6 protein-coding genes are annotated in these 13,357 nt (G+C 69.7%); 1 reads left to right on the top strand and 5 read right to left on the bottom strand.

Translation table 11 applies throughout. The features are described from left to right. The first annotated feature begins 233 nt into the window (after window positions 1-233). Entirely contained in the window at window positions 234-2,384 is a 2,151-nt protein-coding gene (locus C8E87_RS16950) for a PhoX family protein (protein WP_133873996.1), read from the top strand. A 156-nt stretch (window positions 2,385-2,540) separates the two neighbouring features. Here C8E87_RS16950 and C8E87_RS16945 read toward each other — a convergent pair whose 3' ends face one another. The 5 genes from C8E87_RS16945 to C8E87_RS16925 form a co-directional block, all read right to left on the bottom strand. Continuing rightward, the gene (locus C8E87_RS16945; RefSeq protein WP_133873995.1) at window positions 2,541-3,710 is read right to left on the bottom strand and encodes an aminotransferase class V-fold PLP-dependent enzyme; all 1,170 of its coding nucleotides are present in this window, start codon (window positions 3,708-3,710) and stop codon (window positions 2,541-2,543) included. Next, window positions 3,710-5,017, bottom strand: a complete 1,308-nt coding sequence (locus tag C8E87_RS16940; protein WP_133873994.1) for a pyridoxal-phosphate dependent enzyme — start codon at window positions 5,015-5,017, stop codon at window positions 3,710-3,712. Before C8E87_RS16940 ends, C8E87_RS16945 begins: the two co-directional genes overlap by 1 nt. Further along, entirely contained in the window at window positions 5,014-6,462 is a 1,449-nt protein-coding gene (locus C8E87_RS16935) for a Y4yA family PLP-dependent enzyme (protein WP_133873993.1), read from the bottom strand. Before C8E87_RS16935 ends, C8E87_RS16940 begins: the two co-directional genes overlap by 4 nt. Window positions 6,463-6,755: 293 nt before the next feature. Further along, on the bottom strand, window positions 6,756-11,522 hold the full coding sequence (locus tag C8E87_RS16930) for an ExeM/NucH family extracellular endonuclease (RefSeq protein ID WP_133873992.1): 4,767 nt from the start codon (window positions 11,520-11,522) through the stop codon (window positions 6,756-6,758). A 202-nt stretch (window positions 11,523-11,724) separates the two neighbouring features. After that, window positions 11,725-13,296 (bottom strand): DHA2 family efflux MFS transporter permease subunit, encoded by a 1,572-nt coding sequence (locus C8E87_RS16925; RefSeq protein WP_239080214.1) that lies wholly within the window; start codon window positions 13,294-13,296, stop codon window positions 11,725-11,727. Between the last annotated feature and the right edge of the window lie 61 nt (window positions 13,297-13,357).

Here is a 13,357-nt window from a genome sequence, read left to right as displayed (position 1 = left end):
AACGGCCGCCGCCCCGGACGGGGGATCGCCACTCCCGGGCGCGGAAGTCGCCACACCGGACGAAGGACGCCACACCCGAGCGCGGGGGTCGGCTACACCCGCCGAGTGTGGCGGCCGCTCGCCGCGGAAGGTCCGGATCCTCACGGTTGGCAGGAAGCGCATCGACTTCGATCTATCACGATCGCCGGTCGGATCTGTGTTTACCTGGGATCAACTTCGTCGAGGAGGCAACGATGCCCGATCCGGACCGCCGCCCGTTACCCCTGCTCGGCCACAGCGGAGGCTCGCGGGACGCGATGACGTGCCGCTATCGCTGCGGCAACGCCTGCGAGCACCCGGTGGCCAACCCCACGGACAACCCATATTTCGGCGACGTCGTCAGCGCGGCGATGACCCGGCGCGGCGTGATGCGGGCGGGCGCGCTCGTGCTCGGTCTGGGCAGCGCGGCCGCGGCCGCCGCGAGTCCAGCCTCTGCCGCTCCGGGGGTGGCGCCCGTTTCCGGGGCCGTTCCGGCCGGTGATCAGGCCGCGCAGGGCTGGACCGCAGAAGAGGCAGCGGATCAGGCCGCTCGGGGCGGAGCCGGCGGGAGCGCCAAGCCGGGTGAACTCAGCTTCAAGCCGATCCCGCCCAACACGCTCGACACGTTCATCGTGCCCAACGGCTACGACTCCGCGGTGGTGATCCGCTGGGGCGACCCGATCATCCCCGGCGCGCCCGAGTTCGACCCCGACCGGCAGACCGCGCAGCGACAGGTCCGGCAGTTCGGCTACAACAACGACTTCCTCGGCGTCATCCCGCTCGGCCGGGACCGCGCCCTGCTGGTCGCCAACCACGAGTACACCACCGAGGAACTCATGTTCCCCGGCTTCACCACGCTCGAGGCGATGACCGTCGGCCAGATCGAGGTGGCGATGGCGGCGCACGGCATGTCGGTGGTCGAGCTGGAACGTGTCGGCGGCACCGGGCAGTGGCGGCAGGCCAGGGGCGGTCGGCTGAGGTACAACCGGCGCCTGACGATGCTGTCCACCCCGTTCCGCCTCGACGGGCCGGTTGCCGGGTCGGCGCTGGTGCGTACGGCGGCCGACCCGCGCGGCCTGTTCCCGATCGGCACCCTCAACAACTGCGCCGGCGGCGTCACCCCATGGGGCACGGTGCTCTCGGGTGAGGAGAACTTCAATCAGTACTTCGTCGGCGGCGATGAGGCGCCCGCCGATCTCAAGCCCCGGCTGGCCCGGTACGGCATCACGACCACCACGCGTTATCCGAGCGAATCGCGCCGGTGGGAACGGGCGCAGGAGCGCTTCGACCTGGCCAAGCACCCCAACGAGGCGAACCGGTTCGGCTGGATCGTCGAGGTCGACCCGCTCGCTCCCGACGAGCCGCCGCGCAAGCACACGGCGATGGGCCGCCTCAAGCACGAGGGTGCCAACGTCATCGTGGCGAAGGACGGGCGGGTCGCGGCGTACATGGGTGACGACGAGCGCTTCGAATACCTCTACAAATTCGTGTCGGACAAGAAGTACCGGCCCGGCGATCGGCGGCACAACCTGACCTTGCTCGAATCGGGCACGCTCTACGTTGCCCAGCTCACCGGGGACAGCCCGGCGGCCGAGATCGACGGCTCCGGCAAGCTGCCCGCCGACGGAGCGTTCGACGGCGCCGGCAAGTGGATCAAGCTGGTCGCCGGGAACAAGTCGTTCGTGCCGGGCATGACGGCGGTCGAGGTGCTGACGTACACGCGGATGGCCGGTGACGCCGTCGGCGCGACCAAAATGGACCGTCCCGAGGATGTGGAGCCCTCCCTGCGTACGGGGAAGATCTACGCCGCCCTGACCAACAACACCAACCGGGGCGTGAGCACGAACGCCGGACCCGACGAGGCGAACCCGCGGCGCGCGAACCGGCACGGGCAGGTCCTGGAGATCGTCGAGGACCGCGGCGACCACACGGGCGAGAGCTTCACCTGGTCGCTGCCGATCGTGTGCGGCGACCCGGCCGACCCGAACACCTACTTCGCGGGCTACGACAAGACGGCCGTGTCACCGATCTCCTGCCCCGACAACGTCGCCTTCGACAGCGCCGGCAACCTGTGGATCTCGACCGACGGCAACGCGCTGGGCAGCAACGACGGCCTGTTCGCGACCCCGATCGAGGGGCCCGAGCGGGGGCATCTGCGGCAGTTCCTCACGGTTCCGCCGGGGGCCGAGACGTGCGGGCCGTTCATCACCTCGGACGACCGCTCGGTCTTCGTGGCCGTGCAGCACCCCGGCGAGGTCACCGGCGCGACGATGGACAAGCCGGCCTCGACCTGGCCCGACGGCGACTACGCGAAACCGTCCGTGGTGGTGACGTGGCGGCTGGACGGCGGCCCGATCGGCAGCTGACCTGCCCCCGACCGGCTCCCGAATGAGGCCGTTGACCGGCCGTGAGTGAAAACGGCCGGCCGGCCGCCGGTGCGGCGGAGAGTGAATGAACGAACGAGTGTCAGGCGACGGCCGCCATCGCGGCGTGGCGGCCGTCGCGCCAGAGCACGCCGGCTGTCAGTCGAGGGCGGACAACACCGAGAGCAGCCGATCCACCTCCTCCGCGGTGTTGTAGACGTGCAGGCTCACCCGCACGGAGGACGTCTTCTCTCCCTCCGTGCCCTGGCAGTGGCCATCGGCGCGGACGAGCAACCCGTCGGAGGCCAGAATGAAACCGAGGTCGTTGGAGCCGATCTCGCGGTGCCGGAACGTCACGATGCCGTGCCGCCGCTGCACCGCCGAGCCCGCCGCCAGACTGTCCTGGCAGCCCAGCACCTCGTAGCTGTGCAGGGCGGACAGCCCGGCCGTGAGCCGTCCGCCCAGCGCGACGATGTGTGCCGAGATACGCGGGAGCCCGACGGACGAGAGCCAGTCCATCGCCGCGGCCAGGCTGACGATCCCGGCCGTGTTGGGCGACCCGCTCCACCCGGCCGGCTGGAACACCGGTCCGCGCTTGTTCGCGGCCCACACCGCCCCGATTCCCGGTAACGCCATCGCCTTGTGCCCCGAGAACACGATGAAGTCGACGTCCAGCGCGTCCGCCGAGATCGGCATGTGCCCGAAGCTCTGCGCCGCGTCGAGGCAGATGGGGATGTCGGGCCCGGCCGCCGCTCGCAGCCGGTGCACGTTCATGTCGTTGCCGTAGACGTGATGCACGTGGGTGGCGGCGATGAACCGCGTACGCGGCCCGATCGGCAGCCGGGCCACGTCGTAGTCGTGCGCCGCGTCGTAGGGCATGGGCCGCACCGTGACCCGCACCCCTTGCCGTTCCAGCAGCGCGACGGCGTCCAGCCAGGGCACGAGGTTGGCGCTGTGATCGGCGAACGGCACGATGATCTCGTCGCCGTCCGAGAGGAACGACACAAGCCAATCCAGAGCCACCGTACGCAACCCCGCTGTGGTCCCGTCGACGAAGTGCACGCCCGACCGGTCCCCCGCGTGCAGAAAACGCCGCACCCGGTCGCGCGTGTCCTCTATCCGGGCCGTGGTGCGGTTGGCCCACGGATACGTGCCCCGCGCGGCATTGGCGTTCTCGCTGGTCAGGTACGACATCACGGCGTCCAGCACCACCTGTGGCTTCTGCGAGGTGGCCGCGCTGTCCAAATAGGCCACGCCGGGGTTGGCCATCAGAAGCGGGAACTGCGACCGCACGCCGACCGGCCAGCTCGTCTCCAGGGTCAGCGTCATCAGTCACGCACCAGCCGAGCACCCGCGTCCCGCCAGGCGATGACCCCGCCGGCCAGCGACCGCACCTCGAGGTGTCCCATCCGGCGCAGCAGCGCGGCGTACCGGGCCGACTTCTCGCCGACCGGGCAGACCAGCAGCACCGGTTGCCGCCGCCCGAACGGCAGTCCACCGTGGAGCAGCTCGGCGAACAGCTCGTCGACGATGTTGATCGACCCGTCGATGTGCAACGCGCGGTACGCGTGCGGGTTGCGCAGGTCGATGATCAGCCCGGGCCGGCGCGACGCCTCCTCGACGCCGACCGTCGGCGCCGCGGCGATCTCCTCCGCCGTCAGCGTGGACACGTCGTTGCGGCGTGAGGGCCGGCCGAACAGCGCGGGACGGCGTTCCCGCAAATAGCTCAGGTAGCTCTCGACCCGGTCGCACACGATGAAGACGGCCGTCCGGCGCGAGGTCAACGTGGCGTCGATCGGGCGCAGGTGGCGTACGGCCCCTTGGAAGGCTCCGCCCCCGGTCGGTCCGGCCGGGGTTCCGCAACGGCGTACCAGCGTCAGCAGCCCGTCGATGGCATCGTCCGAGGTGATCGTCTCGAGGGTGTCGTAGACGCCGGGGTCGAACAGCCCCACCTCGTGCACCTCGTCGATCGTGCGGATCCCCGGGATGAAGTCACTCTTCGCCGCGACCAGCCCGATCACCCGTACGTCGGGGTCGTGCTGGCGCAGCGCGCGGGCCGTCCCGGTCGACGAGCCGGCCGTGCCCACGCAGGCGACGAAGTAGTCGGGCGCCCGGCCGTCCAGATCCTTGACGATCTCGGGCCCGGTGCCGTGCAGGTGCGCCTCGACGTTGCGTTCGTTGAAGTACTGGTCGGTGTGCACATAGCCGCTGCCGTTGGCGCTGAGCGTGGCGTGCATGCGCGAGAGCGGGTCCTCGGTGTCGGTCGGGTCGAGGCATTCGGCCTGGCCCGGCAGCTCCTCGATCTCGGCCCCGAGCAGCAGCAAGAGGTCCTTGATCTCGGGAACCTTCATCCGGTTGGTCACGCTCTTGAAGGGCAGGCCGTGCATCCCGGCGATCAGGGCCAGCGCCTTGGCCGTGTTGCCGCTGGACAGCTCGACCACGGTGTCGCCGCGCTCGGCCGCGCCGGGCAGCAGCGGGCGGATCATCTGCAGGGCGGCCCTGTCCTTGACCGAGCCGAACGGGTTGAGCAGCTCCATCTTGGCGTAGAGGTCGATGTTGACCAGGCCGTGCACCGCCGGGTCGATGCGCACCAGCGGCGTGTTCCCGATCGCCTCGGTCATGTCGTCGTATCTCATGCTGCCTCCGTGCGCTCGTGAACCGGCCAGTACTGCTCGTCGAGGCACCAGCCCCACCGGCCGTCGTCGCGGTAGAGGGCAACCTTGCGACCGATCGGCTGGCGCAGGGCTGCGGTGGCGCTGAAGTCCATGAAGTAGCCGGCCGTGTTGACGAAGGCGAGCAGGTCACCGGGCCGGGGCCGGGCGGACAGGGTCACCTTGCGACGGGTGATCAGGTCGGACTCCAGGCAGAGGTTGCCGAGCAGGAAGACCTCGGTGGGCTCGTCCTCGGCACGCCCGACGAGAACCGGATCCATCAGCACGCCGTGCTCCTCGAGGCTCACGTCGCGGGCGTTCATCTCCAGCCGGACCAGCAGACCCGAGGATTCCGTACGCACCTCGAGCACCCGGCTCAACACCAGGCCGCACTGGTCGAGCAGCGCCCGCCCCGGCTCGATGTCCAGGTCGATCATGCTGTCGAGCAGCAGCTCACCCAGGGGCCTGCGCTGTTCCGGGGCCGGCGTGGCGAGCAGCTGGTCGAGATAACCGGGCCCGGAGACCGGCCGGTACGCGGGATACAACCCGAGCGCCCCGCGCAGGGTCCCGCCTTCGTTGCGCAGCCCGTACCCGTGCCCGTTCCAGGTCATCGGCGGCCGCCGCCCGAGCACGGCCTGGGCCAGCTCCGACGTGTAACGCTCCCACTGCCCGGCGTCGGCGAGGTAGTTGACGCCGAACCCGCCGCCGATGTCGATCGACCAGGCCCCGACGTCCCGGCGGCGGCACTCGTCGATCGCGGCCAGGCAGCCCTCCAGCGCGACAGCCTTCTCGGGCTGCCCGATGGTGTCGAGGTGGTACGCGACCCCGACGAGTTCCAGCTGGTCGGCGTGCTTCTCGAGCCGGTCGAGCGCCTCGGCCGGCCGGTCGGCCGGCACCCCGAAGCGGCTGCGCCGGCTGATCAGCCGTACGCCGTGCGAGGCGAACCCGGACAGCCGCACCATGACCCGTACACGGGGCAGGCGGTCGACCGCGACCAGGGCGGCGAGCTCGCTCACCTCGTCGAGCGAGTCGGCGTTGACCAGCACGCCGGTGCGCGCGGCCAGCCAGAGGAACTCCCGGTTCTTCGGCCCGGTGGCGATCACCCGGTCGGGGGTGAAGCCGGCACCGAGCGCGTGCTGCAGCTCGGCCAGGGAGGCCACGTCGACCCCGGCCTCGGTGGCGGCCAGCTGCCGCAGCAGCGCCGCGGAACGGTTCGCCTTATGGGCGAAATAGATGTGGCCACGCAGCCGATGCCGCCGATAGACCGCTCGGAAAGACTCCACATTGGGGGCCAGAGCCTCGGGCAGCACGATGTTGAGGGGCGAGCCGAGTCCGTCCGCCAGCTGGTGCAGGAGCGCGTTCTCGGCGAGAACCGATTGGATGACCGGTTCCATTCTGGGGGTCAGCTCGAGTGGGGGTGAATCGGTCACGGTACGACTCCCCGGATGGCCGTCTGAGCAGGTCAGTTCGGGCGTTGTCGAGATCTCCGCACGGATACGGTTTTCTCAACGTAACCGATGCCCGGACCGCTCGCCAAGAGGGATCCGATACATTCGGCGGGCCCTCCGTTGCACATTCACATGTCAATACCTCTGTCGTTGATTCGGCAACCGTCTAACTGTCGTCGCTTGCCTATGTATGCATTCATTCACGCCACCGGAAACGCGATTCACGTGAATGGCCCCCGCCTCCACCGAGGAGACGGGGGCCATCGCGTGGGGTGTTACTTGGTGATCTTCGCCGTGTAGGACTGCTTGGCCGAGGAGTTGCCGGCCCGGTCGGTCGCCCAATAGGTGACCTTCAGGGTGCCCTTCTCGACGCCCTTGAGCGCGATGCTCCACACGCCGATGATCGGCAGCGGGGTGTCGGTCAGGACCTTGGCCTTGGCCGCGGCCTCGGACTGCGACGCCGCCCTGACCCACTTGCCGCCGTCGAAGTAGTGCCACTTACCGGCACGCTCCTGGATCAGCGTGGCCGAGACCGTGGCGACTCCCGTGCCGGTGTCGCCGGTCAGGCCGTTCAGGGAGCGCCACGAGGACGCCACCGACGGGATCAGCGGCGGTACGAAGTACACGGTCGGGGCGTACGTGTCGGCCGTGACCTTGACCGTGCCGGCCTTGACCGCAGTACCCGCGCCGGCCGCGTTGTGCGGCGTGACCGTCACCGTGAAGGTGCCGGCCTTGGTGTAGGCGCGCGAGACCAGCGAGCCGTTGGCCGACATGTCGGACGAGTTGCCGTCACCCCAGTTGACGACAAGCTTCGACGCGCCGTTGACCTTTGTCACGGTGAGCACGGTGGACTGCGAGACCCAGATCGACTGCGGGGCAAGCAGGTACGTGCCCTTCGGCTGGGCCGTGACCATGACGACCGCGGCGCCCTGGATGGTCGCCGCCGCCGTGTTGCCCGCCTCGTCGGTCAGCTGCACCGAGACGGTGTAGTTGCCGGCCTTGGCGTACGTGTGGGTCAGGCCCTCCGAAGTGGAGCCGTCGCCCCAGGTCACCACCCTCTTGATCTTGTCAGCGGGGCTGACGTCGTCGGCCAGGGCGACCTGGTTCAGCGTCACCGTCTGACCCGCCCAGAGCGCTGTGGCGCCCAGCTTGAACGTGCCGGTCGGCGGCGTGGTGTCGTCCGGGGTGGCCGTGCCGGGGGTGCTGCGCGGCGCGGGGTCGGCAGTGACCGGCGAGTTGGCGGCGAAGTAGTTGACCAGCATGGTCAGGTCGTTGTCGCCGGTGGTCACGCGGTTGGCGCCCTGCCCGAGGGTGGTGAAGTTGTCGCCGCCCGCGGCCAGGAACGAGTTGGTCGTGACCCGGTAGGTGCCGGTCGGGTTGAGCACGACGCCGTTCAGCTTGAGACTCGACGCGATGATCTTCGAGCCCCGCGGCCGACTGACGTCGTACGAGTAGGTCAGCCCCTTGGACGAGCCGAGGTGCAGCACCGGGCGGGACGCGCCCTCCGGCTGCCACTGCTCCTCGAGCACCTGCTTGATCTGCGCGCCGGTCAGGGTCTGGGTGATCACGTCGTTGCTGAAGGGCTGCACCGAGAACGCGTTGGCGTAGGTGACCGTGCCGTCGGCCCCGTAGAGCAGGTCGGCCCGCAGACCACCCGGGTTCATGAAGGCGATCTGAGCGCCTCCGCGTCCGGGCGCGCTGGTCTGGTCGAGCTGCACGTCGGCGATGAAGTTGCCCAGCACCGACTCGGCGCCCCTGTCCTCGGCACCCGCGGCGGTGTAGGCCCGCTTGATGTCCGCCGTGATCTTGCCGAGCGGCTGCTTGCCCAGCTCGTCGGCGTTGACCTTTGCCTGGGCCACGATGCTGGCGACCGCGGCGTCGGCCGGGTAACCGGTCACGTCGAGCAGCTCTGCCGTCGACGCGGTGACCGACTTGGTGGCCGGGTCGACCGTGAGGACCGCCTTGCCGACCCGCAGGCCGTAGTCCTCGGCCTGGATCACCGGACGGGTCCGGTCGGTGCCCGGAACGGGAACCTCGAACGCGTACGGCTGGTGGGTGTGCCCGCTGAAGATGGCGTCGATCTCGGCGTTCACCCGGGTGAAGTCGCCGAAGACCGGGTCGGCCTGCAGCGCCGCCGCCGAGCCGATGTTCTCGGTCGCCGCGCCCTCGTGGGCCAGCAGCACGAGCACGTCGGCCTCGCCGTTGGCCTGGTTGCCGTCGGAGAGCTGCGCCGCCAGGGTGTTGGCCTCGGCCACCGGGTCGTGGAACTCGACACCGGCGATGCCGTCGGGGCTGACCAGCGAAGCGGTCTGCTCGGTGACCACGCCGATGTAGCCCACCTTGACGCCGCCCAGCGTCTGCACGCTGTAGCCGGGCAGCACCCGCTGACCGTCCTTGTAGACGTTGGCCGCCAGGTACGGGAAGTCGGCCCTGTCCTCGACCCGGCCCAGCAGGTCGGCCAGGCCCTTGTCGAACTCGTGGTTGCCGACCGCCGAGACGGCCAGCTTGCCCGCGTTGAGCACGTCGATCGTCGGGTTGTCGGCGTCGATGGCCGAGATGAAGGTCGACGCGCCGATGTTGTCGCCGGCCGAGACCCACGCCGTGTTCGGGTTGGCCTCGCGCAGCTGGTTGACCATGCCGACGAGCTGGGCCGCGCCACCGTTGCCGGCCGACGGCTGCTCGAGGCGGCCGTGGAAGTCGTTGATGCTGAGCAGCTGCAGGTCGACCGGGCCGGTGGCCTGGGTCTTGAGGCCGACCACCACGGGGTCGTGGTCGCTGGCCCGGTACGGCCCGTCGTCGTAGAACGGCGCGTAACCGTCGTACTGGTAGGCGAACGACTCGACCGAGTTGATGTTCCAGACGTCCACGCCGGTCACCTTGGACGCGAGCGAGGCGCTGGCCAGCGCGTGGTCGAGCGAACCGGACTCACCGCCGAAGACGTACGACTTCTCGTCGGCGCCGGCGATGTTCCGGTAACCCGCATCGGCGAGCACCTGAATCGGGTCCTCCTGGCTGTACGCGTTGAAGTCGCCCAGCAGGAGCACGTCCGAGGTCCCGAGCGACTCGACGAACGCGGCGAGCGCGGCGGCCTGCCGCTTGCGGTCACCGTTGTACGCGCCCTGCCCGTCCCCGGTGTCCACGTTGTCCCCGCTCGGCGGGGTCGACGCGCTCTTGGACTTGAAGTGGTTCGCCACGACGGTGAAGGTCGCCGAGCCGGCCGTGAAGGTCTGCGCGATCGGCTCCCGCGCGTTCGACCACACGGTCTCGTCGTTGACCGAACGCGCGGCGCCCTTCGGGGCGACAGCGGCCGGTTTGAAGATGATCGCCGTGGTGATGAAGTCCTGCTGCTCGGCGCCCGGCAGCTCGGCCGGCGAGCGCACGTAGTCCCACGTGCCCGCGCCGTCCTTCGCGTTCAACGCACCGACCAGCGTCTTCAGGGCCACCTGGGGGTCGTCCGGCTCGAAGCGGACCGAGTTCTCGATCTCCATGAGCGCGACGACGTCGGCGTCCAGCGCGCTGATCGCCGAGACGATCTTCGCCTGCTGCCTGGCCAGCGCGGCCGGGTCCTCGGCGCCGCGGGCCTCGCCACCGAAGTGGACGAAGTAGTTGAGCACGTTGAAGCTGGCCACGCGGATGTCCCCGCCGACGTCGACCGGGGCCGGCGTACGGGGGTTGGTGTCCTTGAAGGTGGTCTGCAGCGCGGCCGGGTCGGTGGGCTGCAGGCGCCACTCGTTGAAGCCGAAGCTCAGCACGCTCGGGCCGAACTTCTCGACGGCGTCGCCGACCCGGACCGGGTTGTCCTTGGTCAGGTAGGCCGGCGCGAGCCCGGCGTCGGCCAGGTTCGTGGTGCGGCCGTCGTCGACCAGGATCCGGCGGGCCTTGTTGCCGGCCTTGATCGCGTTGGCCTCGGCAGTGCCCGGGCGGGCCAGGTCGGTCGGGATCTTGGCGACCTCGTTGCCGGCGGCCAGGATGATCTCGCCGAACCGGTTGACGTTGAAGACGTCCGAGACCGTGTACGCCCCGACCGGCGCGACCAGCATCGACTCGACCGACTCGCGGGCCGCGTCGTCCAGCGGCAGGCTCAGCGCCACCGGGGCGGGCAGCGCGACGCCGCTCGCACAGACTGCGGTGTCGCTCTTCGCGGTGGTGGTGATCTCGGTGAGGCCGTTGAACTCGGTGACCGTGCCGGTGACCCGCACCTTGTCGCCGATCGCGACCGCCGGCGCGTTTGCGGCCGAGCCGAAGAAGACGAACACCGCGTCCGAGGCGGCGCCGGCCTCGACCGGGCGGTCCCCACCGGTGCCGGCGGTCTGCACGTAGACGCCGTTGTAGCCGCCCGTGCGGTGGTCGGCGGTCACGACACCCTCGACGGTGACCTTGGTGTTGGCCACCGGAGTGGCGGCGCCGGTGCCCTGCACCTGCGCGATCGTGTGGGTGACGGCGGTGTCGCAGGTGGCCGGCGGGTCCTCCGGGTCGGTGGTCGCCGAGTTGACCGTGCCGAAGCTCGAGGCCGCCGGCGCCTTCCACTCGCCGTCGATCTTCTGCAGCGAGTGCCCGACCGGAGTCGAGTCGGGCTCGGAGACGCCGATGTCGGTGCTGGCCTGGCCGTTGGCCGGGCCGCCGACGGCGGTCAGGACGCCCTCGTAGCTGAGGAACTCGGCCACCGAGCCGTCCGGCTTCACCAGGGCCACACCGTCGGGCGCGCCGTTCTGGATGCCGTTGACCGGGTAGTTCTGCACGACCACGCCGGCCGCCGGGACCGCGCCGTTGAGCGTCGCCGTGTTGTAGGGCGCGCCGCCGCTGCCGTTGTAGAGGACGATCTGCCAGCCGGTCAGGTCGGTGCCGGCCGGGGCCTGCACCTCGATCGCCTCACCGCTGTCGGCGCCGGCGTTGTCGTAGTGGATCTCGCTGATGAACGGGTCGCCCGGTGCGGCGGCCACGGCCTGTCCGGCCAGGCTCACGCCGATCGCGGTCGCGAGCGCGGCAGCGCCGATCGCTCGTAACGCCGCCGCGGAAGGCCCGCCGCGCAGATATCGATGCATGGAAGATTTTCCTCCGGGAGCAGGTGATTCGCCGGAGGCTAGGGAAGGAGCGTGACGATCGATTCTCTTTCGGGTAACGGTTGAGCATTGCTGCAGGTAAATGCCGGGTACAGCGACCCTTATCGATCGTTTTGGCCGGGCCCGTTGTCCGCCTTTGTAACAACGCCCCCGCCTCCGAGCAGGAGACGGGGGCGTTGTTATTTCAGTGCATCAAGATCGGCGCCTCGACCGCGGGCTCACCCGGAGCGCCGGGCGGGGTCGCGCGACGCTTGCGCGGCAGGAACGCGATCGGGATGAACGTCGCCAGCACCAGCGCGAAGCCGACCCAGAACGTGGTCGAGAACGAGTCGGCCGCGTACTGCAGACCACGCTGCAGGATCTCCGGCGGCAGCGGGATGTTCGCGCCCTGGTTGTTGGCGATCGCCGCGCCGGCCTCGGTGATGGGCTCGCCGGTCTGCGGGTTGTTCAGCCCCGGAACGGGCGCGGAGCCGTTGAGCCGGCTGGTCAGAATCACCGACATGATCGCGGTGCCGATCGAGCCACCGATCTGCTGCAGGATGTTGACCAGCGTCGAGCCGCGGGCCACCTGCACCGGTTGCAGCGTGCGCAGCGCCGAGGTCATGATCGGCATCATCGTGCCGCCCATGCCGAGGCCCATCACGAACAGCGAACCGCACAGGAACAGGTACGACGTATCGGTGCCGACCTGGGTGAAACCGAAGAACCCGACGGCGATCAGCGTCATCGCGAACGGCACCGTGCGCCCGACCGGGATCTTGTCGGCCAGCATGCCCGCGATCGGCATGGTCAGCACCGCGCCGATGCCCTGCGGCGCCATCAGCAGACCGGCGTCGAGCGTCGACTCGCCGCGCACCTGCAGGAAGTAGCTCGGGAAGAGCAGGCCGGCGCCCATGAACGCGATCACGAAGACGAACAGCGAGATCGACGCCACGCTCAGGTTGCGGTTCTTCAGCAGCCGCAGGTCGAGCAGCGGGTGCTTGGGCCGGAACGAGTAGAAGACGAAGCTGATCACCAGCAGCGCGCCGACCAGCATGGTCACCCACACCTTGGTCGCCGTGATCGTGCCCTCCTCGGGCAGCGACGAGACGCCGTACAGGAACAGGGCCAGACCGGGCGAGAGCATCAGCATGCCGACGAAGTCGAAGGACTCCGACGCGTGCGGCTCGTCCTTGGGCAGCGCGAGCTGCGCGTAGATCAGCGCGATGACACCGATCGGCAGGTTGATCAGGAAGACCCAGTGCCAGCTCGCCGCCTCGATCAGCCAGCCGCCCAGGATCGGGCCGCCGATCGGGCCGAGCAGCATCGGCACACCGAGCACGGCCATGAGCCGGCCGATCCGCTCCGGTCCGGCCGCACGAGTCATGATCGTCATGCCGATCGGCATGAGCATGCCGCCGCCGAGACCCTGCAGGACCCGGTACGCGACCAGTTGCTCGATCGAGCCGGCGGTGGCGCAGAGCACCGAGCCGGCCGTGAAGAGCAGCAGGGCCATCATGTAAAGACGTTTGGTGCCGAACCGGTCAGCGGCCCAACCACTCAGCGGGATCACCGTGGCCAGGGCCAGGGTGTATCCGGTCATGGTCCAGGCGACCTCGGCATAGGTCGCGTTGAACTCGTTCTGGAAGGTCGGAAGGGCGACGCTGACGACGGTGATGTCGAGGATCGACATGATCGCCCCGAGCACCACCACCCCGGCGATCTTGAGCACCGCGGCGTCGAGCTTGCCCGGAGGCGCGGCGGCTTGATCGGTCACGAAAGAACTCCCCCAGCTCTGTGGCCCGGGCCCCGGGCCGCGCGCAGGCGGTTCCGCGCGC

Origin of the sequence: Paractinoplanes brasiliensis, from assembly GCF_004362215.1 — a bacterium.
Lineage (GTDB): Bacteria > Actinomycetota > Actinomycetes > Mycobacteriales > Micromonosporaceae > Actinoplanes > Actinoplanes brasiliensis.
This window is presented reverse-complemented; position numbering and strand designations above follow the sequence as displayed.